Origin of the sequence: Haladaptatus caseinilyticus, from assembly GCF_026248685.1 — an archaeon.
Taxonomy (GTDB): Archaea; Halobacteriota; Halobacteria; order Halobacteriales; family Haladaptataceae; genus Haladaptatus; species Haladaptatus caseinilyticus.
Window position 1 is genome coordinate 606,107 of sequence record NZ_CP111036.1, and the last position, 26,949, is coordinate 633,055.

Sequence of the window (26,949 nt, forward strand, 5' to 3'; positions counted from 1 at the left end):
AATTGTTGGATTCAAAACAATAATATCAACTTCGAATACATTAGAAGCCATGTCAAACGACATCTCCGACGAGCGATTGGAACCCGTAGTTCGCAGAGCGGTTCGCGCAGAACTGCGCGTCCTCGGCGAGCGTCTGTTTTGGACGCTCTTGGCGACGATCGCTCTGTACTGGGGGCTCATGTTCATCATCATGGGATTAGCCTCCGCATCGAGTCCGCTGTTCGCCGCTGCGGGAATCGTTCTCGTCGTCCTCGCCTTGTGGCGGGTTTTGCAGGCATGGAACCTTCCACCATTCGGTTCCCCTACGGGGAACTAACGGATCGGACGCCGGAACGAATCGCTGATTCGAAGCCAGCGACTCGAGATCAAAACTGGTCGAGTGCGGACTGCTCGCGGGCGGCCAGTGCGTCCTTGCTCGTCCGCCACGAAGCGCGGGCACAGTTAGGGAGCTCCCCGTGGGATTCGACGTATTCGCGGAGGAAGACCCGAGTTTTCGGGTCGCTCGGATAGCCGCTTCCCACTTCGCCGTGCGTTTCCGCGAGACGGGCAACGTGCGCATCCCGTTCGACTTTGGCGACGATGCTCGCCGCGCCGACGATCGCGTGCGTTTCGTCCGCGCCGTGTTCGGCCGTGATTTCGACCGTCGGTTCAGTTACCTCCGTGACTCGTCGGGCGAATCGTTTTTCGCTGGTGTCACAGGCGTCGACGATTCCCTGCGCGCCGTCGTTCGCAACCTTCGAGATGGCTTCCGCGTGGGCCTCGACGGTGAGACTGTTCATGTCCGTCTCGGGGTCGTCGATGCGAGTCGTCGGAATTTCCGACACGCCGACCCGAACGGAATCGTCCGCGCGAAGCAATCCCGCAAGTTCCTCGCGACGCTCCGGCGAGAGATGCTTCGAATCGTCGATACCCGCTGGGAGGTGGGTTACGTTTTCGATGACGACTGCCGTAGCGAACATCGATCCTAACACCGGCCCTCGTCCCGCTTCGTCTACCCCGAACACGACGAGATGATCGTCGTCCCGCTACATTGGCGTTTCTGATTCGACCTGTGAGGGGGAGTTGTCGAATTGTGGATGGAAAATCAGTATGGCTTGCGCCTAGCGATCGCGTTCGTCGTATCGGCACGACGATCGGTCGCATCTCAGTTTCACCGACAAACCCGAGGTCACTCGCGCAGGTATTCGTCGTCGTCGAAGAGTTCGTTCTCCCCTTCGACGGCAATCACGTCCAGCGCGGTCACTTCGGCACCGACACCGAGCAGTCCCGCCAAACTCGGCTCCGTTCTTCCCTCGTCGCCGCTCACGAGCTCCTTTATGTAAAGGCCGCCAGCACCGTGAATCTCGACCTCGCCGTGCGTTTCGTCTTCGAGATGTCCGTCGATATCGTACACCTCGCGGACGCGAGTGAGGTTCGCCCGACGGTGGTCCACACGGTTGGGGGTGAACTGCTCGATCGTCGCACCCTGAAGCTCCTCGACAACGTTGGCGAGGTCGTCCTCGGAAACCGGGGCGTCGAACTCGACCTGCGCTCGATAGGTCTTGCTCGCGTCGAGTTCCTTCACCCGTTCGACCATCTCGTGGGTGGCGAGACGGAGGCCTTCGACCTCCGCCCTGTCGTCGGCGAACTCGTTGATTTCGGCTTCGAGGGCATCGGTGTCGGGGGTTCGCCGTCTCGGTTTCTTGACTTCGATGACGAAGGGACGACCGGTTCCAAGCATCAGGGCGTCCACGTCCTCCCTCCCTGCACCGTGGAAGAGCGCTTCGTCGCCGTCCATCGCGTCGAGCACCGGAGGCGTCGTCAGTTCCTCCACGCTCTTGCTGTAGAGGTAGCCGTCGCCGCCGCAATAGTCACAGGGTTCCTCGCCGCCGCCTTCGGCGAGCTGCTTGCCCGACCCGCCACATTCCCGGCAGGGCCACTCTGTCTGTGGAATGTCGCGCTCCAACTTTCGATAGCGCCCGAAGACGAAGGCGGGGTTTATCTGCACGTCCACGTCACCACGTTCGAGATTGAGGAGGGCGAGAACGTCGGGTCGCTCGAAATCGACCTCGGTATCGGTCAGGGCACCGACTCGCTTTCCGACCTCGCGATTGTATTCAGACTTGAAGAGTTCGCCCGTGTCCTCGGGTAAGTCGGCCAAATCGCGGAGGAGGACCTCGTTTTCCTCGATGAGCGGCGGAGTGCGCGTCCCGACCTGATAGGTCTCGAAGTCGATGTCGGAAAGGGCGTCCGCGACCTGTTCCGCGTACACCTCGAAGTCGTCGGTAAGCCCTTCACAGACCCAGCATTCCTCGTTCGGTTCCTCGAAATCGGCGTCGTCTTCCAATGCGACGGCGACCCGAAGCGAGTGGCCACGATCCGAGTTCGACAGGCCGAAGCTCCGGTCTGCGAACTGACGACCGAGGCAGGCGTCGCACACCGGCCCCTCGTCGATGACCCGTCGTGCCGCGGAAAGTACGTCCATGTTGGTTCCGTGGGAGTCACACGGTAAACCGGTTTCCGATTCGGTTCAAAAAAGAAGGCTGCCGGTTTCAGCGTCGAGTGAGCGTCACGGAATCGTCCGCCGTGAGTTTGTCGTCATCGACGACCCGTACCGTGATGGTACGCTCACCGCAGAAGTCCGTGTGTATCTCGATTTCGTTTCCGGTCTTCTCGTATTCGCCGTCACCGTCGATGTCCCATTCGTAGCGGACGATTTCGTCGTTCTCGGCCGTCGAAGCGTTCGCTCGGAGAACGACAGTGCGGTTTTCCTCGAAGGTGCGTTCCTCCGCATCCTCCGGGGACGTTTCGATGGCGACGCTCGGGTCTTCCGGCTTATTTTCAGCGACTTGATGATTGACAGGCGGCTTTTCGTCGCTCGATTCGAACGCGAACAACTCGCTTTCATCGGAGAAGATTCCGTTCCATTCACGAACCGTGACGTAGGCCTTGCCGTCGTCCACTACGGGGGCGTATGCGACGAGGCTACCTGCCTCTCGAATCGAGTAGTTCCAGCGTTCTTCCCCGTTGCTCGCGTCGATGGCGTACACGGCGGGTGCCGCCGGGCGAACTATATCGTCGGTGTCGGCCAGTTTCGTGAAGAAGCGTCCGCCGACGTAAACCGTTCCATCGGAGACCGTCGGTGCCGAGAGATGGTCGGCTGACGTATCGTACGTCCACTGCTCGTCGCCGGTTTCGGCGTCGAGGGAGTAAACCGTCCCACTATCGTTCCCACGGGTAGAGACGTACACCGACCCGTCCTTCACCGCCGGTTCCGAAATCAGGTCCCGTTCGTGGGTTTCGGCTCGTGGAACCGAACGGTTCCACTCGACGGTTCCGTCCTCGGTCGAAAGCGCGTAAATCGGCTGCGTCTCGCGGTCGGTTTCGACCGTGAGATAGATGCGGTCGCTCGTGACCGCACTATCGACCGCGTACGATTCTGCCGTAGCTGGCATCTGTGCGTTCCACTTCGGCGTTCCATCTTCGGCGTCCAGCGACATCACGGACGTATCGTTCTTCGCGTACGCCGTTCCGTCTACGACGCCGATTATCTCACCGGGAGCGGTCCACAGTTCCTCGCCGGTCTCAGCGTTGTACGCCGTCCCACCGACGTAAACGGTGTCGTCGGCGACGATGGGACTCCCATCTGGCGCGTTTTTGACGCGCCACTCGACATCGCCAGTCTCCGCGTCGAGGGCGTGTAGACCGCCGTAGTTCTCGTACCCGTCGGCGCTCGTGCCGCGCGTCGCCACGTACACCACGCCGTCAGCGACGGCGGGCGAACCTCTCGCCGCACCGACTTTCGAACTCGTCCATCGCTCCTCGCCGGCCTCCGTGTCGTAAGCGATGATGCGGCCAGTAGCAGGCAGTTCCACGTTGGTCGTTACCGACACGTACGCCGTGCCATCGGCGACGGCCGGAACGGACTCGGCACGAGCATCAAAACTCGTGTTCCAGTCCTCGGCCGCGTACGGAGACGGTCCGGCGTCGTTCGTCGCACCGGTCCGTCCCGAGTCGGCACGGTCGGACGACCAGTCGTTGTTCGCCGGCGCCGGGGACTGTGGCGTCGTCGCCGTGACGAACGATACGGACGAGATGACGACGAGAAGGGCTAGAAGTACCCCGATTCGTGCTCGTTTTCGATTCATTTTTATCGTTTACTCCAGTGTAGTATCATGGTTTCAACTCGTGCGGGGCGCCAACATCGAACCGTTCGATTGACGCATTTTATCGTAAACAGACGTGTAACCTTACTATCTAGACGTTAAACGAACGCGATTGGGCTGTTCTCGTTCGATAACCGGATTAAATATCCGTTAAAATGACTGTATTACGAGGCAATAGGAACGGACAGTATGGCGGAGCGCAGTTCCGATGAACCGGAAACATCGAACTGAACGGGACCGATGTCGACGGAACTCAGTTCGGTATCTGATGGACGCATCGAACTGTTGGTTGAAATATGTCTGATTAATATTCAGTGAATGGCGCTCGAAACGCCGAATTCGAAACGAATGATTTCCCCGGCACTCGACGGCGAACGTTCAAATACGGTGACGTCGCCACTCTCGGCGGCCATGCGACGGCGGATTCACATCGTGAGTAGCACCCCCCTCCGATTCCTGCCGCCTCCCGCGGCAGTATGATGGCACGATACTGGTGCTCCGGCAATCGAATCGACGACGCTCGTTGCGGTCCCCGCCAGCGCAGTCGTCGGTCATCTTCGCATCGATCGCCTCCGTTGTGCGGTCGAGCAGTTCGACTGTAGACCGTTGGTATTGGTGTCGGTGTCGTCACGATACTGGGCGGCGCCGGTGGTGCGACATGGAAAGACGCCCCTCGCAGACGACCGCTTCGATCCAAATCGGGGATTGGGTCGGTCAAACCCGCCAGAACTGTCGTTTTCTAATTATCAATTCCTGCCACAATTTTTATACTCGGTTCCGGAGTAGCGTCGCTTACGATCGGCTCAACATCGGGCGGAAACGAGTGACTGCGTCGCAGTAGCGTACCAGATGATGCGAGTATACGAGAACCGAAGTGACGGTCCGTGTATCGAATGGGCGAGAGACGAACATGATCGTTCCCGAAAGATAGGCCATCTGACCGGACGAACATCACGGACAGTGGTATCGGACTTGATGAGCACTGCGTTTATCGAATCGAAGGGGCTATAAGCGTGCTAGAACAGTGTGAGGATATGGATTCCGAGCGGCCGTTTGTCTCCGTCATCATCCCCGTGTATAACGACCCGAGGGGGATTCGCATGACTCTTGATGCCGTCACGAATCAGACGTATTCTTCTACGGAATACGAGGTGTTGGTCGTCGATAATGGGTCTACTGACAACACCAGAGACGTTGTTCGGAAATACTCCGAACGATTTCCCGATCTCGTGACCTTACTCGTAGAAGACGAGGTACAGGGTCCTGCCGCCGCCCGAAACGAGGCGATTCCACAATCGAACGGGTCGCTGCTCGCGTTCATCGACGCGGATATGACCGTCGAGGAAACCTGGCTCGAAGACGCCGTCGCGTCGATGGAGTCCAACGATTGGGACTACATGGGTTGTGACGTCGAAATCTATATCGAGGACGGTAAGGACACTCTCACCGCAAAATACAACCAAATATTCGGTTTCCCGATCCGGAAGTATATCGAGGAACAGCAGTTCTCCGGGACCGGCTGTCTCGTTGTCCGGCGTGAAGTGTTCGAAGAAGTCGGGGACTTCGACGAACGACTGTTCTCCGGCGAGGACCAGGAGTTCGGCAACCGGGTGTACGACGCCGGGTTCGATCAGCATTACCAGCCCGCGATCACGATGTACCATCCAGCCCGTTCGTCCCTCCCGGAACTCCTCAAAAAGCATTTCCGACTGGGTCGGGGTCGCGCACAGATGCAGCGATATCATCCCGAGCGGGTCGAAAAACCGAGTTTGCTGAACCCGCGGAACTATCTTCCGCCCCACCCGATCCGGTTCTACAAACGAGTCACTTCAGCAGCATCGCTGACGACGTACGAAGTTCTCTTGCTCTTTTTCATCGCCTACATGAAACGACTCTCTGCCACCGCGGGCTGGGTATACGAGCATTTCGGCGAAGGTGACGGGTAGTCCGCGTTCGCCGAACACGGTGTATTCCGTCCAGTGACGGGGTCGAATCGACGTGCAGTGGTCTGTCGTCGTGCTACCGAGATTCAGCAAGCGACTTATCGCACCGTGCACAGCATCCGACTATGCGACAGTTCATCGTCCTCGGTCACGACGCCCCGACAACGCCCGATTTTTCACTCGACGACCTCGCAGGTGCGGCAGGCCGACTCGACGCCCTCTGCCGATGTGTCAACAGTGCCTTCTTTCTCTCGCACGACTTCCGGAGCGATGTTCGCCTTTTTCTCGTCCTCCAAGACGAACTGACGGTTCGATTCGAGGGACGAGAACTCCGGCGACTCAACCCCGACGAGCGAAGTACGGCGGCCCTGATTCGAAAGGCACTGGAAGCGAAGTCGGAAGCGATCGGCCACATGGAAGCCGAAAGCACGCCGGGCGTATACGTTTCTAAGCGGGATTTCGAGGCAGTCCTCACCGATGCCAGCAGGGATGCGACCGTGGTCGAACTGCACGAGGACGGTAGTCCGGTGATCGATGTCGAAGCGCCCGAAAACCCCCTCTTCGTTCTCTCCGACCACGGCGATTTCACCGACGAAGAGGCGGCCCTGCTCGCCGAGGAATCCGACCAGCGCGTTCGTCTGGGGCCGAAGCTACTCCACGGAAATCACGCGATGACGGTGGTCCACAACTATCTCGACACGGACGGGTACGCGGACTACTGACACCCTAATTCCGGAACCGTTAAAGGCAGGTATCGCCATTTTCCAGTCGCGGGCCGGTGGGGTAGCCTGGTATCCTTCGGCCTTCGGGTGGCCGTAACCGCGATTCGAATTCGCGCCGGCCCATTTCTACCTCACGTCGCTCCCTGACGAGCGAAACGAGTCACCAGCGTGGTGAGTCGAACCGTGTCGGACCACTACGTTCCTGCACTCTCAAACCGACTCCCAGAGCGCCACGCATGGCAGTTCCGGATCATCCAACTCCAACAGCGTATAGCTGACTCCGGCTTCACCTCTGAAAAGCGAGGGGTTAAACCAGTAGTCGGTCTGTCCCGGGACGGTGAATCTACCGGTCTTATTTCGGCTGCGTTGGTGATGGGTGTACTCTGTCCACGTCACCACATTCGGTGGACAGCCGCGCCGACTGCGGGGCTCGAACACGAAACAGCACTGGCGCTCGGCATCGAACCCGAGTCACCACGGTTATGCCCTCCACACCCCTACCGTCCCGGAATGAGTCACGGTCTCGATTTCGATATTACGGAAACCGACCGCGTCGCCGAGGAACGCGACGCGGTCGTCTCGGCGGTCACGCAACATGCGGGTGAAATCGCGCGTGAACTCGCACTCCTGCAGGGTGGCGACTACGGCCAAACGACGCTCGAGACAAACGGCGGGGAGTGGACGCTAAAATACGAAGCAGGCGACATTCAGTACCTCCGGTTCAAGGGGAACTCCGGCGGCGAAACATACGTCGTCTCGTCAAAGCAGCCACCGGACCCGGAAGATCTCGCGGATGCGATGCGGGATTACGAGGCGTTCGTGAGGGCGTACAACCGGTATGTCGGATCCAAGGACGGAGTACTGGACGATGTCTCGACCGATTTTCCGCCGATTTCGACAACCGAGTCGGTCGTCGCCGAGCGGGACCGTATCGTCGGGCGTATCCGCGATATCGCGGACACCATCGCCGGGGAACTCCACCGATACGACGGCGTTGATTACGGAACGTTCACGACACGAGTGAGCGGCCAGCGATGGGAGTTGAAGCGCGACCATAGCTCAGCGTCCTACCTTCGCGTCGGAGGACAGAGTGGTACCTATCTCGTTTCGCAGTACGAACCGCCATCAGCACCCGACGTACGCGAACTCGCTGACGATTTTAGGGGATTCGTCGAAGCGTACAACGACCACGTGGACGAGTTGGAAGCGGATCTGTCGAAGGTCACTCTCTGAGTCGAAAGACCGATGAAAATCGGAGTACGACGCCGATTCTCGCCCATTCCAGAACGCACAAACCCCACGCCGAACGATATATCGGTATGGATTCGAACGAAGTCGCGGTCGTCACCGCCGCAGGTCGCGGAATCGGAGCGGCATGCGCCAGACGACTCGCTGACGATGGATACACTCCCGTTTTGTTGTCCAAATCCGGTGCAGCAGTTGACGTTGCGGAGGATATCGGCGGAGTCGGGTTCGAAGGGTCGGTCACCGACCGAGATGACCTTTCGGCGCTCGTGGAGGCCACCCACGAGCGATACGGACGAATCGACGCCGTCGTGAACAACACCGGTCATCCGGCGACCGGTGACCTCATGGATATCTCCGACGAGGAATGGCACGACGGACTCGACCTCGTTCTACTGAACACGGTTCGGATGGCACGACTCGTGACCCCGATAATGCAGGAACAGGGAGGCGGTGCGTTCGTGAACATCTCCACGTTTTCGGCGTTCGAGCCGAGCGACGAATTTCCCGTTTCGTCGGTCCTCCGTGCAGGACTTGGTAGTTTCACGAAACTCTGTGCGGACCGATTCGCCGCCGATGGGATTCGCATGAACGCCGTGTTACCCGGATTCGTGGATAGCTACGAAGTCGATACGGAAACGAAAGAGAGGATACCCATGGGGCGTCCGGCAGCTACCGAAGAAATCGCCGACACCGTCGCGTATCTACTCTCACCGGCGGCGAGTTATGTAACCGGACAAAACGTTCGAGTGGATGGCGGTCTCACGACCTCGGTCTGATTTCTCGTCGCGGGTATCGTGGTGCTGGAGTTCGGATATGACGTCCACTCCACGGTCCGTACAGTTATTTCGTTCGACTGGGAGTTTTCGGCAATGCAGAACTCTCCAATCGACAATCGGATCGGTTCCGTGTTCGTCCCCGTTTCGGATATGCGGACCGCAATCGAGTGGTATTCCGACCTCTTCGACCTACCGATCGACGAATCGAGCCACGAGGGGACGATTTATGACCTCGAGATGGCCGGCGACGTTACGCTTACACTCGATTCGAATCGACCTGTCGAAAACTCCTCACAGCCGCTCTGTTACTTCTGGACGGACGACGTCGAGGTGACTGACGATTTTCTCCGCGAAAGGGGTATTTCGGTCGTAATGGGGCCCGAAAACGTCGGCAGCGTGACGTTCGTCACGTTCGAAGATCCTGATGGAAATCGGCTGATGGCGTGCCAAGCGAACTGAAACCGGCGGTTTATCCGGATTCGTTTCCGGAGACGGGTTCGGCGCCGCTCTCGGCGGTATCGGCTGCCGGTTCAACCGTCGGTTCCGAAGGTTCCGGGGGCGACCCAGTCACCGCGTCCGACGGTTTCGATGTTCGACCCTGTGTCGTTTCTGAAGGTTGTCGCTCAGTCGTCGAATCGAACGAGTTCGCCGTCGGCCCGGACGACTCCGTCGCCGAATCGGATGATTCCGTCGTCGACGGCGGCCCCTCCGTCGTGGTTTCCGTCCTCTCCGTCGTCGTTTCTGTCGTCGATTGTTGCGTGGAGCGGATCGCTTGATCACAGGCGTTCGTGTTCGGTTGTCGCTTCGAAATCGTCGGTCGTGCTGCACCCGACTCGTACGCACTGACGTCGGTGATGACGAACCCGGCGGCGCCGTCCACGTCGCCGACGTTCGACTCGTCGATCATCGTTCGTCCACGCACCGGGCCGATTTCGTTGTAGGACGTCGCGATTCCCTCCGGCGTGTACCACGACGAACTGGTCGTGATTCGCTCGAACGAACCCGTCACACGGGCTCGGTCGCAGGCGAGGAATTCGATATCGCTCGACGGGCCGTCTTCGTCGTTCAGTGGTTTGGTGTCGTCCGCCTGCATATCGAAGTCGTCCGGGTCTATTCGGCGACCGTTCAGGAACACCCTCGCACCGTTCCCGATTCGAAATCGTTCGATTCCGCCGGAAAACCGATACGCGTCAGCTCCCCCGGCGACGACACCGCGAACGCGTCGCTTCGAAATCCTGTCCTCCCGGTCGATGGTGACGTGTCGGTCGGCAATCGGTGCGTCGCCGCCGCTGCCGCTCTTTTCGACCTGGCCGCTAACGGCGAATTCGTACCGAATGGGGTTTCGAGGGCTCCCACCGACGATAACGAGGTGATTCGGGAGCGTCTCCAATGGATGCTTCGCCGAGGCCGCCATGTCGTGTTCCCGACACCATGGTCCTGCGAACGGGTTATCCGCGGTGAACTGTGCCGGCTGTCCCGGTGTTTGCAGTTCCCGTGTATCGATGCTCACCGAGTCGATGGCGAACGGGTACGGTGCATGTTCGTCGATGGGACTGATGAGTGTCGTTCCTCGAATCGGTCCATCGAACAGCCAGTTCGTGCCGAGTCCCGTCCCGTCCCAGAAACTCGTGTGCATTCGGACGCTACGGAAGTCCCCCGTCACTCGTACGGTTCGGCAGTCGAGAAATTCGATGGGCGTCTCTACTGCCGGCGCGTCTCCGAGTTCTGTTAGTCGGACTCGCTGACCGTTCAGAAAAACCGAGACCTCCTTCAGACGTTCGGCTGACAACGAAACCCGAAACCGAACGAGACGCCCCGTGAACCAATATGCGTCCCCGCCGCCGGCGACCGCCCCACTCGCGTGAGTTCCGTCGCGGGAGATGGTATCTTCGTCGTTCACGCCGACGTGGCTGTCCGAAATCGGTGCTCCACCAGCCTCGCCACTTTTTTCCAGTTGGCCACTGACCGAGAAGGCGTACTGGATAACGTTCCGCGAACCGCCACCGTAAATGATGATGTGGTTGGTCATCTGATTCGCTCCGGTTCTCATCCCCGCCGCCCGGCATCCCTGCAATCCGCCCAACAACAGTGCGGTGGTAGAGAGCACGTTACGGCGGCTCAAACGTGGTTTCATGAATCGTCTCCCCGGATTCGAGGGGCGACGGAATAAAACACGAGAATCGTTCGGTTTGCTACCCTCAGTGGCAACGATGGCTTACCGTGACGGTACGTGGACGGTGCGGAGTATCCCGAACCTACCGACGGCAACCGTCGAAACCGGCCGACTAACTCGGACTGAGCAAAATCGATACCACGTCGGCAGAGTCGGCCGGGTAGCGTGGTTTTCGACTCGTTCTCTCGATTTCGAGGGAAGCGATCGAGAAACGCTCCGCAGTGCGCCGCGGACAGGTAGTTCGATTTTTCAGGACCGACTCGCTACTGATTCACATGTCCGACGACCCGCTCGCATGGGAGACGCTCGACTCCGACATCGCGTACACATGTCCAGGATTCGACGTCCGCCACGAGGACGTTCGCCTCCCCGATGGAACGGAAACCGACTTCGACTACCTCTCGGAACCCGAAAGCGTGGCCATTCTGCCGTTCACCGAGGACGATGACGTCGTCGTCATCGAGGAGTGGCGACAGGCCGTCTCGCGAATCTCGCGTGGACTGCCCGTCGGCGGGGTCGAACCCGAAGACGACGACCTCGCGTCGGCGGCACGCCGCGAACTCACCGAGGAGACGGGCTACGTTGCGGACCGTGTCACTCACCTCACGACGGTCGAACCCGCGAACGGCATCGCCGACTCCGTGATGCACTACTTCGTCGCGTACGACTGCGTCCCGACCGCCGAGCAGGAACTCGATTACAACGAAAGCATCCGCTCGACGACGACGACGCTCGACGAGCTAAAGGCGGAGATCGACGGCGATGGCGTCTACGATGGGCGAACCGTGCTCGCCGTGTCGTACTACGAACTGTCCCGTGCGGACGAGAACGATATCGGCGCCGACGGGTAGATAGTCGTACGGTGACCGAATAGCGCAATTCTTACACCGTCACCGTGGCAACGACGCGGTAATGGAACGAGACATCTTCGAACTCCGCGCACAGGACGGGGCGGGTCGAATCGGGGAGCTCACCGTCCCGCGTGCGGGTGTGACGGTCGAAACCCCCGCACTGTTGCCGGTCGTCAACCCACACGTCGTGACGGTCGAGCCCTCCCGACTCGAATCGGAGTTCGGCGCGGAAATCCTCATCACGAACTCCTACATTCTCTACAAGAGCGATGATTTCCGCGACGAAGCACTCGACGTGGGACTGCACGAACTCCTCGAATTCGACGGCGCGATCATGACGGACTCCGGGTCGTTCCAACTCGCCGAATACGGCGAAATCACCGTGACGACCGAGGAAATCCTCCAGTTTCAACACGACATCGGTTCGGACATCGGAACCCCCGTAGACATCCCGACTCCCCCGGACGTGGACCACGAGCAGGCCGAGGACGAACTCGCGGTCACGCAGGAACGCCTCGAACTGGCCGAAACCGTCGATGTCGGCGACATGCTGGTTAACGCGCCAGTGCAAGGTTCGACCTACCCGGACCTTCGCGAAGAAGCGGGCCGCCACGCTTACGGGACCTCGCTCGACGTGTTCCCCGTCGGTGCAGTCGTCCCCCTGATGAACGAATATCGATACGGCGACATGGTGGAAATGGTCGCCGGAGCGAAGCGCGGACTCGGTGCCGACGCCCCGGTTCACCTGTTCGGCGCGGGCCATCCGATGATGTTCGCGCTGGCGGTTGCCATGGGTTGTGACCTGTTCGATTCGGCGGCGTACGCCCTCTATGCCCGTGACGACCGCTATCTGACGGTTCGCGGAACGGAGCAGTTGGACGACCTCGAATACTTCCCCTGTTCGTGTCCCATCTGTGCGAACAACACGCCGGAGGAAATTCGGAGTTTGGACGACAGGGAGCGAGAAGAGCAACTCGCGGAGCACAACCTCCACGTCACGTACGAGGAGATTCGCACCATCAAGCAGGCGATTCGGTCGGGCAACCTCCTCGAACTTGTCGAAAACCGCGCCCGTGCACATCCCGCCATGCTCGATGGCTACCGCGCGCTGGTCGAACAGTCGTCGCAACTCGAACGCGCCGACCCGGCCTCGAAAGGGACCTTTTTCTACCTCTCCAGCGAGAGCGCCTACCGCCCCGAAGTCGTGCGTCACCACGAGCGATTGTCGCGCCTGAATCCGGAAGGAAGGGTTCTCCTCACGGAGGGCAACCCGAGCGGTCGCTACGACGAGTCGTGGAACGTCGTCCCGCCGTTCGGTCCGTTCCCTCGTGCACTCTCGGAGACGTATCCCCTGACGGCGGAGGTGCCCGACCGAATGGACGTGGACGGGTTCGAATCGGCGGCCCGCGGTGTGGCCAGGCTGGTGGAGGAAAACCCCGAAACCGAGTTCACGCTCGCCCATCGCGGCTGGCCCGAATCGGCGATTCGCCACGTTCCACAAACCGTTCACATCGTCGATTTGGACGACGTGTAGCGGTAGGGCATGGAATACAGATGGGTCGGTATTTCCGGTGTTTCTGGATTTGCTACCGTGCTGATTGCTGCGTGAACTTCGTCTCGAAATAGCGATCATCGCCGACCATATGGAGCCCCGTCGTACAGTGTCGCGCAACCAAACCACATCTACACCGCAACTCACGGCGTTACGCAAGATAGTTGAATCCGCTGCCCCGAAAGACGGGTATGACCGACTATTTCGAGGTTCACGGCCGGGATGGGGCGGCCCGAATCGGGGAACTCCGCCTCACCGAGTCCGTGACCACGCCCGGACTCGCCGACGACGTAGTGGAAGACGCTGGAAGCCTCTGGTTCAAGGAGCGCGAGATGCCCGAGGGTGACGAGTCGAAACTGACCGTCCTCCCACACCGCGCGTTCCCACGCGGCACCGACGAGGAAGTGATGGAATCGTTCGCGGTGAACTACCCGGACGTGGAGTTCCCGAGCGCCGCAGTCGTCGCACCCGAGACGGCCGAGGATTTCGGAACCGACGCCTACGTCCTCTCGGGCGCGCAGGGTGTCGTCGGCCACGGGGCGGGCTTTCGAGAGGCGATCATCGAAACACGTGAGGCGATTCCCTCGGACAGTGCGCTCTTTCTATCCGGCGTCGCCACGCCGAAAAACGTCGCCACGCTGGTCTACGCTGGGGTAGACCTCGTGGACGCGGACCGCGCCGTGGTCACGGGAACCCAAGGAAAATACCTGACGACGGAAGGTGAGTACCATCTGGACGAACTGGACGAACTCCCGTGTTCCTGCCCCGCCTGCCAGCGTCCGGCTGGCGAGTTTACCCGCGAGCACTGCGTCGACCACAACGTCAACGCGCTCCGAGCCGAATTGGCCATCGTCCGCCAGCGAATCCGGTCGGGACGACTCCGGGATTATATCGAAGGACAGGCGCGCCACGAACAGTGGCTCACCGCCGCGTTTCGTGAGTTCGACCAGCAGTGGAGGTACGTGGAGGAACGCACTCCCATCATCCGAAACACCGAACTCGCCGCGGCTACGGAAGACAGCCTTCGCCGAGTCGAGATTCAGCGGTTCGCGGAGAGGGTAACGTCACGCTACGGAAGTCGTTTCGACAACCCGTTGGTTCTGCTCCCGTGCTCCGCGAAAAAGCCCTACAGCGAATCACAGAGCCACGGCCAGTATCACGACGCCATCCAGTTCCGAGCGCACAAGGTGTCGATGACGAGTCCAATCGGTGTCGTGCCACAGGAACTCGAACTCACCTATCCCGCACAGCATTACGACTCGGTCGTTACGGGGCGCTGGAGCGAGGACGAAAAGGAGTTCGTCGCCGAAGTCCTACGCCGGTATCTGGAACGAAACGAGTATCCCCGCATAATCGCGCACGTTCCCGAAGAAGGCTACCGCGACGTATGCGAGCGGGTCGAGGCGGCTCTCGACGTGACGTTCGAGTACACCGTGGAAGGCCATCCGACGAGCACGGAATCGCTCGCCAACCTCGCCAGCACGCTCTCCGGCGAACTGAAATACGGCAAGCGTGAGCGCCAGCATAACACGGTTCGGGCCATCGCCGACTACCAGTTCGGCGAGGGTGCAGGTGACGAACTCTTCTCGTCCATCAACATCGAGAGTCGCTACCCGAAACTCCGGGTTCACGACGAGGACGACGAACAACTCGCGGCGATGGTACCGCAGTACGGCACGCTCTCGTTCACGCTGGCCGGAGCGCGCCAGTGGGTCGAAAGCGATGTGCCGGAAAAGCGGGTCGAAATCGACGCCTTCGCGCCTCACGGGAGCGTTCTCGCACCAGGAATCGTGGACGCGGACGACGACATTCGCGTCGGCGACGAGGTCGTCATCGAGGGACCGAAGGCGTTCGCAATCGGTCGCGCAGAGATGTCCGGACCGGAGATGGTGGAATCGACGCGCGGCGTTTCCGCGGACGTTCGCCACGTCGAAGAGAAGTGAGGCCGGAAGGGCGACGTTAGCGGTGGGATAAGCCCGAAATCGATACACCCTCGAAAACGGGTCGGAAATTAGGCGATAAATAATAACCTTCTCCGCGTCGGTACACACGACTATGGGAGTACCCGCCACCATCGAATTCGAAAACGCGATTCAACAACGTATCTACGACGAGGTCGAACGCAGTGGGTCTGTTTCTATCGAGGAAGTCCGCGACGAAGTTCGTGTCGATGCGCCGTCAGGGTCGAAACCAGCACGCTCGGGGACGACGGAACCCCAGGTTCGGATCCCACCGGAGGAGTTCCGCGAGTACGTTTCCGCATTACTGGACGCGGGACACCTCGTCGAGCGAGAGGGGGAACTCCACCTCGCGCTGGATAGCGACGTGGAGGAGTACGACGAAGACGGCCTTTCGTATCGAATCCGGCAGGCCCATCAGTTCGACCGTCGGGGAATCGAAACCGCGATTCGTGAGGTCGCCGATGAGGGTGCATCGATCGCCGCGGAGCGGGTTTCAGCCGATATCGACGACGAAGGAGCCTTACTCCGCAACAACGACCGGCGGTCGCGGATGTTCTACGTGGCGACCGTCGGCGACGGGGAAAACGAGGGCGAAATCGCAGGGTGGGTTCACATCGATGCACCGGAACTCGACAAACTGCGCCATACCGCCGAGCTGACGGTGGGCGTCCGCGGTCCGTATCGGAAACACGGCGTCGGAAGCCGACTGCTCGAGCGTGCCATGGCGTGGGCACACGACGTTGGCTACCAGAAAGTCTACCAGAGCGTTCCAGCCACGAACGAGACGGCCATCGACCTGCTCGAGGATTTCAGTTGGGAGACCGAAGCAGTCAGGAAAGACCATTATCTCATCGACGACGAGTTCGTGGACGAAGTCATGATGGCCCGGAAACTGTAAATACGGGCATACGTAGTCGTCGGTGGTATCGAATTCGTAGCAGTGTTCGGCGAGAGTCGCGAACCGACCGGTTGTCATTTAGAAGCGTAATGCACTTGGTACCCCCTCGTCGTTAGTTTCCACGTCGTCCGCGAAGCAGCGACCACACGGCACTGACCAGCAGGCCGCCGATGAACAACAAAAGAAGCGGCCAGAGGACGACTGGTCCGGCGACGGTCGCCGGTTCGGCGACGGACATCAACCCCCGAACCACCTCCAGTTCGACACCTGTCGCCCCTCCGACGAGGGTCATCGCCGTACCTCGGTCGGTACGTCGATAGCGATCCATTGGTCCCCCTGCTCCGGGTTCCGGATTTCGACCCACCCGTTCTGACAGAAGACCGTCTCGTATTGGTCCCGTGAATTCGTCATCGCTGGGGACACTCGTCTGCGTCCATTCACCCCACCTGTCTGGTCGGGGGATGCGTACTTTGTTATCCACGTCGTAGCCCGGATAAGATGGGCTTGACTAGCGTGCCAGTGGGAGGTTATAGCTCTTCTCGCGCTCCATGACGGCTTCCCACGTGTGTTCGCACTCACACGACACTTCGTCGAACACGGAGGGGTCTTGCCGAAGGTCGAAATCCTTGATCGCTTTCTGTGCGAGGTCGTCGCATTCGCCACAGTTGTGCGCGCCCCGATCCGAGCCATGGCCGACTGGGTCGGAAACGACGATTGCGGGCGCATCAGCCGTGTCCTGTAGCACATCACAGACGCTCCAGAGCCATGGCGGCCGGTAGCCGTTCCGGAAGTAGAGTTCGTCTACCATGGTGTACCGCTGAACGTTCGTCGGGTTCATCGACACCGTGTGAGCATATTCGGCACATTTTCGAATCGACTCCTTCATATCCTGTACTGCGTCGGCCTCCGAGAGGAACGGCGGTTTCATCAACAGGTAAGCTTTGATGCCTGCGCCGACGGCATCGGCGTGTTCGCTGGCCTCGATGAACTGGTCGAAGTCGAAATATTTGTTCACGCAATCCTTTCGAACGCGGTCGTTCGCCGTCTCCAATCCGATCGCCACGTCGGTTTCGAGACCGACGCCGGTGAAGTCCTCCAACTTCCCCTGTTCGACGAAGTCCGGAAGGCTCTCGACCACGATACGGTCGCGGTCGGAAAACGTCTCGGCGATGGCCTGTCGGGTCTCGGCCCCGACCTCGCGTTCGTCCAGGAACGACCCGGAGGTGTAGATCTTGATGAGGCCGCTCTTTTCGTCCGTGTTCTCGCGTTCGTGTTCCAGACAGACTTCGATTTGGTCCATCAACGCCTCGTGGGCGACGCTTCCGCCTTCGACCGATTCGGCGACGTAGCCACACATCGTGCAACCGCCGGCCCGCGCCCAGCGACAGCCGCCAGTATTGAGGATGATGGTGAGGCTCTGGTAGACGCCGTCCGGCGTGTTGTCCTCGTCCAACCACACTCGGGTCGGTTCGTGTGGATCGTAGTGTTTCTCCTTCCGAGCGCGGATATCGCGCATCACGGAATTGTGGGCATCCATCCCCTTGCCCTGTTCGTAGCTCTCGGGAGTCGGCGTACTCATTGTCCGGGAAGAACAGTTACGCGCGTAAATCGGCTTCGTCTCACCGAGCAGCGAGCCAGCGAACTGTGACCCACCATATCCCGACTGCGAGGCTCGCACCAACTGCATCAGCAATCACGTCTCCGATTCCGGTGTGTCGAACCGGAACGAACGCTTGGGCGATTTCCATCAGGATACCATATCCAGTCGCTCCCGCGATGGCCATCAGCGCGATGAAAACCACGCTGGTAGCCATCCTGTCGTCGTTCGACATCGCGATTGCGAGTAGCGCGCCTAACGCGCCGTACCCAACCGCGTGATACCACTTGTCCATTCCGACGAGTCCGAGTGGGCCGAGAGAAGAGACGCCAGCGTCCGGGGTCGAAAACACCGAAAAGTAGCAGATACCGACCGCAAGGATGAGGGCGAGAAGCCAGTCGGTGGATAGTCCCCTGTGACGAAGCGCAGCCATTCGTTCGGGTTATGGCGTGGAAAAGATAAGCACGGTGATTCGGACGAGTCGGTCACTCTCCCGTTGCCGATAGCGGAACCGTGTCCACGGTTAGCGGTGACACCCTCTACTCCTTGGGGGTGACTCGATAGGGTAACCCGAGGATACAACCCCTCTATCGTCGTGTTCGTCCATCAACCGTTGTAGCAGCTACGGCTCGATTATGAAGTGGTTCACAACCCCTGTACCATCGCCGCGGCAGCCTTCGACCCGAGTTACGTGGACCAACGTGGGAGAGAATCACTTCTTCGACCAAACTTCCCGAACTATTCTATTTTATCGGATAACTAACCGGAGTTTACTGTCGTCAGTTATTCCAAAAGGTTCGACATTCGTGTTCGTCGAAACGGAGACGGAGGTAATAATCCGACTATCGGTGGTTTCAGGGAGGTATGATGACACAGCCATAAATGACAAATTTAAATCACAGTCGTGGGCAACGATTCACCGGAAAAACGATTACAATCGGACACATGAAATCGAGCAAAATGAGGAAAAACGAATTAGAAGCTGAATAGCAAATAGTACTCCTCCTCTGCTGTAACCTGTATGTCCAAAAATACACGCAGAACGTTCCTCAAGGCGGTGGGTATCGCCGTCGGTACTGCAGGGGTCGTCAGTGCGAACACAGCCAGCAAAAATCGTGCCGAACCTCTCACAGTGCAAGATGAGCTCGCGGACACTGATTCGGTGGAAACGCACGCAACTGGCTGGCGATATGGCCCTGTCGGGAGAATGCAGTCGTCTCCGGCGGTCGGCGACGGATTGGTCTACCTCGGCTCGGATGATGGTACCCTCCGTGCGATCGATTGTTCGACCGGAACGCTCGCGTGGGAAAACGATTCCGCTGGAACGAAAGACCATCTCGGCCTCACCTACTCGGATGGCGGCGTGTACGTTGGTGGTGAATACGACAACGACGAATATCAACTGTCCAGCTACGTGGCCGACACCGGCGAACTCGATGACCAGAAGAGAGTTCAAAACGGACCGGTTCAGTCGCCGATCGTCGCCGGCGGAACCGCCTACTATCCGACTGACAACCTGACGTCGGGGGAAGTATTGTACGCTGTCGATACCGAAACAGGTGAGACCAGATGGACGTTTAGCGTCGACGACTGCGGTTCCGGCGTGACCAGTGCTATCACGGAAGAAGATGGTCAAATCTTTATCGCCCACGACCTGACGGTCTGGGCACTTGACGCGGACGACGGGGAAGTCCTGTGGTCGTACGAAGACAACAATTATTCGGCCATCGGCGGCCTCTCGGTCGCCGACGGAAGCCTCTACGTCGGCGTGTCACGCGACTCATCCGTCGAAGACGCCCCGAACGTCATCGCGCTCGACACGGACGACGGAGGGGTCAAGTGGTGGGAGTCGGTAGGCAACTACGAAATTGCCCAGCACGTGACCGCGACCGAGGACCATCTCTTCCTCAGTATGTATTCCGATTCGAGTTTCTATCTCGTCGCGATCAGTACGCACGATGCTCTCCAAGAGTGGGAGTTCAAAGCCGAGAACGGCAACTTCGTGCCAGAATCGACCGCCGAGGACGGAAGCGTTTACGTTGGATACGGTCCGCAGGTCACTGCCTTCGATGCCGCTACTGGTGCGAAACAGAAGACGTGGCAGACGACTGGTGACGCATACGGCGCGCCAGTCGTCACCGACAACGCAATCTACCAGAACACTATCGACGGCTACGTCCACAAGTTCAACCGCGACGAGTAGATTCGGCACAACACGTTTTCGTGAAGCGGTGGCAAGTGGCTGCAGTCCGAGACGTTAGAGATACTGTGACACGCCCCGATAGTCGAAGACGGAACCCGTTACACCGGGAATACGAACTAGTTACATTCGTTCGGTCGACCCTGATAGCGTCTTTTCTCGATTTTTCGGTACGGCGTGTTGGTTCCGTCCACGTAACCAAAATCAGTTACGGCTACGTGGCAACGGCTAACACGATAGCGGCCTAATATAACTGTTGGAATTTACCATGACTGACTTAGGCGGTTTTCACGACCACGTCGCTCGCGTCGACCTCTCGGACGGTTCGGTGAACTACGAGAGCGTCGATGACGACGACGCAAAAAAATACATCGGGGCGCGCGGACTCGGTGTCAAGTACGTGTTCGACCAGGGGGCGGACGTTGACCCGCTCGGACCGGACAACCTCTTGGCGTTCATGAATGGGCCCCTGACGGGTACACAGACGGTGATGAGTGGCCGAATCGCGGTCTGTACGAAGTCGCCACTGACGAACACTGTGACGGACTCCCACCATGGTGGGTGGTCGGGCGCACGACTCAAATGGGCCGGATTCGACGGTCTGTTGTTCGAAGGCGAATCCGACGACCCGGTATACGTGGTCGTCGAAGACGGTGAAATCGAACTCCGCGACGCGTCGCATCTCTGGGGCAAAGGTGTCCACGAAACCCGCGACACCTTGGAAGAGGAAGTCGATGGTGCGTACGGCAAGAACCTCTCCATGATGGCTATCGGGCCAGCAGGCGAAAACGAGGTTCGATACGCCTGCATCATCAACGAGGACGACCGAGCATCCGGTCGCGGCGGCACCGGTGCCGTAATGGGGTCGAAAGGCCTCAAGGCAATCGTCATCAAATCCACGACGAAGATGCAAAAGCCCGCGGACCAGGAGACGTTCCAGAAAGGCCACAAACAGGCGATGCAGGCCATTCAGGAGTCCGACGTAACGGCCCCGAACGAAGGTGGTCTCTCGCTGTACGGAACGAACGTCCTGATGAACGTCACGGAGGAGATGGACGGTCTTCCGACTCGGAACGCCAAATACACCAGTACCAGCAAAGAGGCGGAGGCTGGAACCCCGGAACGGGACATCGATGCCGAAAACGTCTCCGGCGAGAACGTCCGCGAAAACATCCTCGTTGACGAACCGACCTGTCACTCCTGTCCGGTCGCCTGTAAGAAGGAAGTCGAGGTGCAGGTTAACCACAAGGGTGAGGACATGAACGTGCGAATGGAGTCCTACGAATACGAGTCCGCGTGGGCACTCGGACCGAACTCGATGACCGACGACCGCGATAAGGTCGCGTTGATGATCGACCGGTGTAACGACGTGGCACTCGACACCATCGAGATGGGTAACACCATGGCGATGGCGATGGAAGCCACCGAGGAAGGTCGGTTGGACGACGGTCTCGAATGGGGCGACGTGGAAACGATGGTCGATATGATAGACCGCGTAGCCCACCGCGAGGACGAACTGGCAGACTTGCTCGCGGAAGGTGCAGCCCGCGCCGCAACCGAACTCGGCGACGAGGAGATGGCGCTGGACGTGAAAGGCCAGACGATGGCCGCCTACGACCCACGCGCCATGAAAGGCATGGCGATCGGCTACGCGACCAGCAACCGTGGTGCCTGCCATCTGCGCGGGTACACACCCGCCGCAGAACTGCTCGGAATTCCGGAGAAGGTCGATCCCGCCGCGTGGGAAGGAAAGGGCGAGCTGTGCGCAACCTTCCAAGATATGCACGCCGTCAGCGACTCGTTCGACATCTGCAAGTTCAACGCCTTCGCGGAAGGTGTCGAGGAGTACGTCCTTCAGTACAACGGGATGACCGGCCTTGACGTGTCCGAAGACGAGCTGATGGAGTCCGGCGAGCGTATCTACAACCTTGAACGGTACTACAACAACCTCGTCGGATTCGACGGCGACGACGACGACCTGCCGGTGCGGTTCGTCGAGGGGCACCCCGATGCCATCCCCGGAGAGGGCGGATCGGAGGGCCAACTCGCCGAACTCGACGAGATGAAAGAGGAGTACTACAACGTTCGCGGCTGGGAAGACGGCGTCGTGCCGGACGAAAAGTTGGACGAACTCGGCATCGACGTCGGTCCCGGAACCGGCGTCAGTCGCGGCGGTGCGGCAGCCTCCGGCGACGACTAGGTCGAACAGTCGAAAGTTCGTTTTTCATACCAACCCGATAGTAACTTTCGCCATCGAGCGAATCAGACCCATTGGAACCGCGCGGTTCTCGTCACCCGCGCGCGGACCGGACGGGGGGGGACAATATCCGATCGTTTCGCCCTGAGATTAGCCAATACGTATCCGTAAAATGTCATTCGGATGCTCCACGATAATTCACAGCAGAACACCATTCACTCGGTGCATGGCAACACCTGCCGCATCGAAAGTTTCTAAGTGTGGTCATCGAACGTGAGGGTGGAATGACTGACCGGACTGGCGACGAAGAAAAATTCGAAACGATGGCGGTAACACACGCCGAACAGCCGACTCACGACGACCGAGCGGGCGACGTAACGATGCCGATCCATCTCGCTTCGACCTACGAGGTCGGTGGCATCGACCCCGACATCGCACTCGAAGATTTGGACCCCGACGAAAACCAGTATCTCTACTCGCGTCTCTCGAACCCAACTCGGCACGCACTCGAAAAGCGACTGGCGGCCCTCGAAGGTGGTGACCATGGCATGGCGTTTGCATCCGGTACCTCCGCAATCGTCGCCACCATCACGGCATGCGTCTCGCCGGGCGATCACGTCGTCGCGTTCGACGACCTTTACGGCGGAACGAAGACGATGCTCAAGGAACTGTTCCGCGAGCGACTGAACGTGGCAGTCGATTTCGTAGACGCTCGGGACACCGATACCGTTTCGGATGCCGTGCGCGACAGGACCACCCTTATCTGGATGGAAACGCCGACGAACCCGCTCCTCCGACTCTGTGACATCGAAGCCATCGCCTCCATCGCCGAATCTGTCGGCGCGACCCTCGGCGTGGATAACACCTTCCTCTCGCCGTATTTTCAGCAACCGCTCGAACTGGGTGCGGACGTGGTCGTCCACAGCACGACGAAGTATCTAAACGGCCACAGCGACTCCATCGGCGGTGCCGTAGTCACCAGCGACGACGACCTGGCGGCGGAAATTGGCTTCCTCCAGCAGGTCGGTATGGGGAACATGCTCGCCCCCTTCGACGCCTTCCTGACCCTTCGCGGCCTGAAAACGCTCCCGCTTCGAATGCGCCAACACGAAACGAACGCCGCCGAAATCGCAGCCTATCTGGACGAGCACGAGGGCGTTTCCGAAGTTTACTACCCCGGACTCGAATCCCACCCACAGTACGATCTCGCGAAGCGCCAGATGGACGGCGGCGGCGGCGTCGTCTCCTTCGAACTCGACGGCGAACTCGAAGCGGTTGAACGATTCGTCGCCGAACTCGACCGTTTCGCGCTGGCCGTCAGTCTCGGCGGCGTCGAATCGCTCATCGAACATCCAGCGAGCATGACGCACTCGCCACTGACCCCCGAGGAACGCGAAGAAATCGGAATCAGTGATTCCCTCCTGCGGATTTCCGTCGGCGTCGAACATCCGCGGGACTTGCTCGCCGACCTGGAATCCGCGTTCGAAGTCGTCGAATAGGATGTATTCGAGATGGGTCCATGTGGCGGTGCGTTCACGAGAATCACCCTCTCGCGATGTCCCGACTACTGCGTTCGATTCCGTACTGCGAGGTATCTCCGTCTCCGATCGAAACCACCTTCGCACCGCTGCCGTTCTCACCCCCCCGCCAATCGATTTCGCCTTTCAAACACCAGGCCACCGAAACAGAATCGAACCGTTTGACCGCCATCACTTCTCGTTCGAAATCAGCACCACATCCCGAATTTCGAGCGCGCTGACGAACTCCGACCGACGACCCTCACGCCGTCCGGTTCGGTGGAGTTGTTGTTCGTGCGCTCGCCGAACCGCGTCCCATTCGCGTCGGTCGAATCCGAGTCGATTTCCGACCGTCTTCCAGTGCCCCTCTTCTACCAGAAAGACGCTCATCTCGGCTGTTTCGTACACACATTCGTACTGCTGTCGGTACTCCTCCATCCGTCCGCCGAGATCGGTCTGCGTCTCGGCGAGGAGTTCGGAAAGGCGTTCGAGTGGGACGCTGGCTTTCGCTCCCGCCAGCAAGACGATTTGGCCTTCGATCGGATGCTTCGGTTCGTCGTCAGTCATTCAGGCTTCCTCCGTGAGCGAACGTCGTGAGCGGGCCCAGTGAAAATCACCCGCCAGCGCGCATTGCTTTCTGCGAGAACTCTTCGACGAGCGGATCCAGTTTCTCCTCGTCACCCTCGAAGACGACTGTAACCTCCGTCAATTCGACGGTCGGCCCGATACTCACCTTCTCGGACGAGAGCGAAACGTGCCAGTCATCCCCCTCGACACTGCCGTCGTCTTGCACCTCGCCGCCGAGGTTTTCGAGATAGTGGCGGGCGAGGCGTTTGCTGATTCCCCGGAAGGATTTTTCGCGTCGCATCTATCCACCTGCGACCGGCGGGAAGATACTCAACTTGTCGCCGTCCGAAAGCGAGGTTTCCCGACCGTCGAGGTGAACGACGTCCTTCCCGTTTTTCATGATCGAGATCTGCGGTCGGAGGTCGCCGCCCTCGAACACGTCGATGCCGTACTCCTCGGTGAGCGATTCGAGAACGTTACCGACGGTCGAATCATCGGGAAACTCCCGTTCGAGCTCCTTCTGTCCGACATCTTCGCGGAAATTCGCAAAGAACCGGAGCGTGAGTTCCATGCCGGAATATGGCACGCCCGGATTATAAACGCTCAGACTGCGGAACGGTTGTCGCGTTGTACGAGTGTTCGACGACGGTTGCTTCCCCGAGCGAGGCTCACTGGCGTTTTCTTTCCGCTGAGAGGGACCCAACGGCGTTTATCTCCCACCGAGGGCACCACCGACGATGCCAGCGAACAGTAAAAAAACGACCGTCCCCGCGAGTAACGGCGACCCGCCGGTCGGACCGAAGCCCAACTCCGTTTCTGCAACGAGTATCCGACCGAATTCGGCCAGTGCTCGATCGACACCAACGAGGGCGATGGCCGAAACCCCGAGAAGGACGAGCGACGACCCCGCGGTGAATACGCCGTGCAATCCGCCGCGTTCCCAGTTACCGCCCGCATAGCGACCGGCGACGTAGCTCCCGAACGGAAAGATACCCGTACTGGCAAGCGCCGTTGCACGGACGAGGGCTGCCGACGTTCCAAAGAGAAGGAGCAACGCCGGGACGAGATGCGCTCCGAGGACGACAACCATCCCGACCGCAACCGCACCGCCGTCCAGACGAGACGTGGGCGATCGACGACTCTTCGCCCGTCGAACGCGAGACAGCGGTCGGTCGTCGCTCATTTCCCGAATCGGATGCCGTCGTTGACGAGACGGGCGTTGCGCTCGCGGTCGATATGTTCCGACAGGTCGTCGTGGTCGTACAACTGCTGGATGAGCGCGGTCTGCAGGTCGCGCCACGCCATCGCGTAGATAGGCGACTGTCCCCACGCACGTAGTTCGGCGACGAAGTCGTCGTACTGCTCCCAACGCGTTTCGAATCGTTCGACCACGTCCACGACCGCGGCGGCGACCTCTTCGTCCGAATCGACCTCGGAGAAACGGTTGAGTCGTGCTTCCCATCCTGCGACGGCCTCGCGCATGTCACGGGCCGCGTTGTCTCCGTCTTCTGGCAGCGATTCGATGATAGCGTTCGGAACGACGAGCGAGATTTCGTCCATGCAGGTGATTGTTCGGTATCCGTCAAAAACGCTTGGCTCGGGCGTGGGGATCGATTTACTTCGCGTTCGCCAGTCGCTCGAACTGTTCGTCCGTGAGCGAGATCTCGGTCGCGTCGATGTTTTCTTCCAACTGCTCGACCGTTCGTGCGCCGACGATAGGTGCCGTGACGGCGTCGTGTTTCAGCAGCCACGCGAGGCTGACCTTCGCGGGAGTCGTGTCGATATCCTCGGCAACCGCTTCGACTTCCTCCAACACGTCGAAATTCTCGTCGGTGAGGTAGGAGTTTCGGAACTGCTGGTCGGTCGCACCGCGGGTGCCTACCGGCGGTTCCTCGTCTCGGGAGTACTTGCCCGTCAGGAACCCTCCAGCAAGTGGGGACCACGGGATGAGGCCGATGCCGTAATCCTCGCACATCGGGAGGTAGTTCGACTCGATTTCCCGGTTGACGAGGTTGTATCGCGGCTGTGCGAGGCGGAACGGTTCGTACTCCATCTCGTTCGCTTTGACGACTTTCCAGGCGTTCGGTTCGAGTGTCGAGGTTCCGATATAGTTCACCTTGCCGTCCCGGACGAAACCGTCGAGAGTTCGCATAAATTCGTCCGCGGGTGTCTCGTCGTCCCAGCGGTGAATGTACAACAGGTCGATGTACTCCGTACCGAGACGGTCAAGGATGAGATTCATCTGCCGACGGAGGTGTTTTCTGGAGAGGCCACGTCCGTTCGGGTCGTCCTTCCGGGTTGGCCAGTATATTTTGGACGCGATGACGAAATCCTCGCGGTCACGGTCCGCGAGCCAGTTACCGATATAGCGCTCGCTTTCGCCGTCACCGTACATGTCGGCGGTGTCGATGAAGTTCCCGCCCGCGTCCGCGTAGGCGTCGAGGAGTTCGTGGGCCCGTTTTTCGCCGATTTCGACCGCACCGTCGTCGTTCTCGCGACCGAACCGCCACGTTCCGAACGCGATTTCACTCACTTTCGTGCCGGTATCACCGAGTGACACAGTTTCGAGTCCCATGTCTACTCCTTTTCGAGGAAACGGTTA

29 protein-coding genes and 1 tRNA gene are annotated in these 26,949 nt (G+C 59.6%); 15 read left to right on the forward strand and 15 right to left on the reverse strand.

Features of this window, described 5'->3' with window-relative positions; translation table 11 throughout:
* Nucleotides 1-49 precede the first annotated feature (49 nt).
* On the forward strand, nucleotides 50-316 hold the full coding sequence (locus OOF89_RS03435) for a hypothetical protein (RefSeq protein WP_266078478.1): 267 nt from the start codon (nucleotides 50-52) through the stop codon (nucleotides 314-316).
* 49 nt (nucleotides 317-365) lie between these two features.
* On the opposite strand, the gene rnhB is transcribed toward OOF89_RS03435, so the two are convergent.
* From rnhB to OOF89_RS03450, 3 genes are all read right to left on the reverse strand, one after another.
* Nucleotides 366-1,004 (reverse strand): ribonuclease HII, encoded by a 639-nt coding sequence (gene rnhB, locus OOF89_RS03440; protein ID WP_266078480.1) that lies wholly within the window; start codon nucleotides 1,002-1,004, stop codon nucleotides 366-368.
* 164 nt (nucleotides 1,005-1,168) lie between these two features.
* On the reverse strand, nucleotides 1,169-2,464 hold the full coding sequence (locus tag OOF89_RS03445; protein ID WP_266078482.1) for a tRNA pseudouridine(54/55) synthase Pus10: 1,296 nt from the start codon (nucleotides 2,462-2,464) through the stop codon (nucleotides 1,169-1,171).
* Between the two features lie 67 nt (nucleotides 2,465-2,531).
* Nucleotides 2,532-4,127: an outer membrane protein assembly factor BamB family protein gene (locus OOF89_RS03450; RefSeq protein ID WP_266078484.1), complete on the reverse strand. Its 1,596-nt coding sequence runs from the start codon at nucleotides 4,125-4,127 to the stop codon at nucleotides 2,532-2,534.
* A gap of 336 nt (nucleotides 4,128-4,463) precedes the next feature.
* Here OOF89_RS03450 and OOF89_RS03455 point away from each other — a divergent pair, with 336 nt between their 5' ends.
* The 7 genes from OOF89_RS03455 (at nucleotide 4,464) to OOF89_RS03485 (ending at nucleotide 9,293) form a co-directional block, all read left to right on the forward strand.
* Complete coding sequence (locus OOF89_RS03455; RefSeq protein WP_266078485.1) at nucleotides 4,464-4,625, forward strand: hypothetical protein; 162 nt, start codon at nucleotides 4,464-4,466, stop codon at nucleotides 4,623-4,625.
* Between the two features lie 554 nt (nucleotides 4,626-5,179).
* Nucleotides 5,180-6,091, forward strand: coding sequence for a glycosyltransferase (locus OOF89_RS03460; RefSeq protein WP_266078486.1), 912 nt, complete (start codon nucleotides 5,180-5,182; stop codon nucleotides 6,089-6,091).
* Nucleotides 6,092-6,213: 122 nt separating this feature from the next.
* A complete protein-coding gene (gene trmY, locus OOF89_RS03465) occupies nucleotides 6,214-6,810 on the forward strand; it encodes a tRNA (pseudouridine(54)-N(1))-methyltransferase TrmY (RefSeq protein ID WP_266078487.1) in 597 nt (198 codons plus the stop codon).
* Nucleotides 6,811-6,860: 50 nt separating this feature from the next.
* Nucleotides 6,861-6,933, forward strand: a tRNA-Pro gene (locus OOF89_RS03470).
* Nucleotides 6,934-7,320: 387 nt separating this feature from the next.
* A complete protein-coding gene (locus OOF89_RS03475; protein WP_266079845.1) occupies nucleotides 7,321-8,043 on the forward strand; it encodes a hypothetical protein in 723 nt (240 codons plus the stop codon).
* 86 nt (nucleotides 8,044-8,129) lie between these two features.
* A complete protein-coding gene (locus OOF89_RS03480; protein WP_266078488.1) occupies nucleotides 8,130-8,834 on the forward strand; it encodes an SDR family oxidoreductase in 705 nt (234 codons plus the stop codon).
* A gap of 93 nt (nucleotides 8,835-8,927) precedes the next feature.
* On the forward strand, nucleotides 8,928-9,293 hold the full coding sequence (locus tag OOF89_RS03485; RefSeq protein WP_266078490.1) for a VOC family protein: 366 nt from the start codon (nucleotides 8,928-8,930) through the stop codon (nucleotides 9,291-9,293).
* Nucleotides 9,294-9,303: 10 nt separating this feature from the next.
* On the opposite strand, the gene OOF89_RS03490 is transcribed toward OOF89_RS03485, so the two are convergent.
* Nucleotides 9,304-10,968 (reverse strand): hypothetical protein, encoded by a 1,665-nt coding sequence (locus OOF89_RS03490; protein WP_266078491.1) that lies wholly within the window; start codon nucleotides 10,966-10,968, stop codon nucleotides 9,304-9,306.
* A gap of 314 nt (nucleotides 10,969-11,282) precedes the next feature.
* On the opposite strand from OOF89_RS03490, the gene OOF89_RS03495 reads away from it, so the two are divergent.
* The 4 genes from OOF89_RS03495 to OOF89_RS03510 all read left to right on the forward strand — a co-directional run bounded on the left by OOF89_RS03495 (nucleotide 11,283) and on the right by OOF89_RS03510 (nucleotide 16,269).
* Nucleotides 11,283-11,858, forward strand: a complete 576-nt coding sequence (locus OOF89_RS03495) for an NUDIX hydrolase (protein WP_266078492.1) — start codon at nucleotides 11,283-11,285, stop codon at nucleotides 11,856-11,858.
* Nucleotides 11,859-11,919: 61 nt separating this feature from the next.
* Nucleotides 11,920-13,392, forward strand: coding sequence for a tRNA guanosine(15) transglycosylase TgtA (gene tgtA, locus OOF89_RS03500; protein ID WP_266078493.1), 1,473 nt, complete (start codon nucleotides 11,920-11,922; stop codon nucleotides 13,390-13,392).
* 209 nt (nucleotides 13,393-13,601) lie between these two features.
* A complete protein-coding gene (arcS, locus tag OOF89_RS03505) occupies nucleotides 13,602-15,353 on the forward strand; it encodes an archaeosine synthase subunit alpha (RefSeq protein WP_266078494.1) in 1,752 nt (583 codons plus the stop codon).
* A 112-nt stretch (nucleotides 15,354-15,465) separates the two neighbouring features.
* On the forward strand, nucleotides 15,466-16,269 hold the full coding sequence (locus OOF89_RS03510; protein WP_266078496.1) for a GNAT family N-acetyltransferase: 804 nt from the start codon (nucleotides 15,466-15,468) through the stop codon (nucleotides 16,267-16,269).
* Between the two features lie 112 nt (nucleotides 16,270-16,381).
* Here the strand turns inward: OOF89_RS03510 and OOF89_RS03515 are convergent, their stop codons facing one another.
* The 4 genes from OOF89_RS03515 to OOF89_RS03530 all read right to left on the reverse strand — a co-directional run bounded on the left by OOF89_RS03515 (nucleotide 16,382) and on the right by OOF89_RS03530 (nucleotide 18,299).
* A complete protein-coding gene (locus OOF89_RS03515) occupies nucleotides 16,382-16,561 on the reverse strand; it encodes a hypothetical protein (RefSeq protein ID WP_266078498.1) in 180 nt (59 codons plus the stop codon).
* Nucleotides 16,558-16,680 carry a hypothetical protein gene (locus OOF89_RS03520; protein WP_266078500.1) on the reverse strand — a complete coding sequence of 41 codons (123 nt, stop codon included), beginning with the start codon at nucleotides 16,678-16,680 and terminating at the stop codon, nucleotides 16,558-16,560. The genes OOF89_RS03515 and OOF89_RS03520 overlap by 4 nt, the downstream gene beginning before the upstream one ends.
* A 97-nt stretch (nucleotides 16,681-16,777) precedes the next feature.
* Nucleotides 16,778-17,848, reverse strand: a complete 1,071-nt coding sequence (locus OOF89_RS03525; RefSeq protein ID WP_266078502.1) for an archaeosine biosynthesis radical SAM protein RaSEA — start codon at nucleotides 17,846-17,848, stop codon at nucleotides 16,778-16,780.
* Between the two features lie 40 nt (nucleotides 17,849-17,888).
* Nucleotides 17,889-18,299: a VanZ family protein gene (locus OOF89_RS03530; protein ID WP_266078504.1), complete on the reverse strand. Its 411-nt coding sequence runs from the start codon at nucleotides 18,297-18,299 to the stop codon at nucleotides 17,889-17,891.
* 588 nt (nucleotides 18,300-18,887) lie between these two features.
* Between OOF89_RS03530 and OOF89_RS03535 the strand changes: the two genes are divergently transcribed.
* The 3 genes from OOF89_RS03535 (at nucleotide 18,888) to OOF89_RS03545 (ending at nucleotide 23,762) form a co-directional block, all read left to right on the forward strand.
* On the forward strand, nucleotides 18,888-20,069 hold the full coding sequence (locus OOF89_RS03535; RefSeq protein WP_266078506.1) for a PQQ-binding-like beta-propeller repeat protein: 1,182 nt from the start codon (nucleotides 18,888-18,890) through the stop codon (nucleotides 20,067-20,069).
* Between the two features lie 265 nt (nucleotides 20,070-20,334).
* Nucleotides 20,335-22,266, forward strand: a complete 1,932-nt coding sequence (locus OOF89_RS03540; RefSeq protein ID WP_266078508.1) for an aldehyde ferredoxin oxidoreductase family protein — start codon at nucleotides 20,335-20,337, stop codon at nucleotides 22,264-22,266.
* A 320-nt stretch (nucleotides 22,267-22,586) separates the two neighbouring features.
* Nucleotides 22,587-23,762 (forward strand): trans-sulfuration enzyme family protein, encoded by a 1,176-nt coding sequence (locus tag OOF89_RS03545; protein WP_266079846.1) that lies wholly within the window; start codon nucleotides 22,587-22,589, stop codon nucleotides 23,760-23,762.
* A gap of 43 nt (nucleotides 23,763-23,805) precedes the next feature.
* On the opposite strand, the gene OOF89_RS03550 is transcribed toward OOF89_RS03545, so the two are convergent.
* From OOF89_RS03550 to OOF89_RS03580, 7 genes are all read right to left on the reverse strand, one after another.
* Entirely contained in the window at nucleotides 23,806-23,973 is a 168-nt protein-coding gene (locus tag OOF89_RS03550) for a hypothetical protein (protein ID WP_266078510.1), read from the reverse strand.
* Nucleotides 23,973-24,347, reverse strand: a complete 375-nt coding sequence (locus tag OOF89_RS03555; RefSeq protein ID WP_266078512.1) for a hypothetical protein — start codon at nucleotides 24,345-24,347, stop codon at nucleotides 23,973-23,975. Before OOF89_RS03555 ends, OOF89_RS03550 begins: the two co-directional genes overlap by 1 nt.
* A 46-nt stretch (nucleotides 24,348-24,393) precedes the next feature.
* Complete coding sequence (locus OOF89_RS03560; protein WP_266078514.1) at nucleotides 24,394-24,648, reverse strand: hypothetical protein; 255 nt, start codon at nucleotides 24,646-24,648, stop codon at nucleotides 24,394-24,396.
* The gene (locus OOF89_RS03565) at nucleotides 24,649-24,918 is read right to left on the reverse strand and encodes a ubiquitin-like small modifier protein 1 (protein WP_266078516.1); all 270 of its coding nucleotides are present in this window, start codon (nucleotides 24,916-24,918) and stop codon (nucleotides 24,649-24,651) included.
* A gap of 138 nt (nucleotides 24,919-25,056) precedes the next feature.
* Nucleotides 25,057-25,530 carry a hypothetical protein gene (locus OOF89_RS03570; protein ID WP_266078518.1) on the reverse strand — a complete coding sequence of 158 codons (474 nt, stop codon included), beginning with the start codon at nucleotides 25,528-25,530 and terminating at the stop codon, nucleotides 25,057-25,059.
* Complete coding sequence (locus OOF89_RS03575) at nucleotides 25,527-25,907, reverse strand: hypothetical protein (protein WP_266078520.1); 381 nt, start codon at nucleotides 25,905-25,907, stop codon at nucleotides 25,527-25,529. Before OOF89_RS03575 ends, OOF89_RS03570 begins: the two co-directional genes overlap by 4 nt.
* A gap of 55 nt (nucleotides 25,908-25,962) precedes the next feature.
* Nucleotides 25,963-26,922, reverse strand: coding sequence for an aldo/keto reductase (locus OOF89_RS03580; protein ID WP_266078522.1), 960 nt, complete (start codon nucleotides 26,920-26,922; stop codon nucleotides 25,963-25,965).
* Nucleotides 26,923-26,949: the final 27 nt, after the last annotated feature.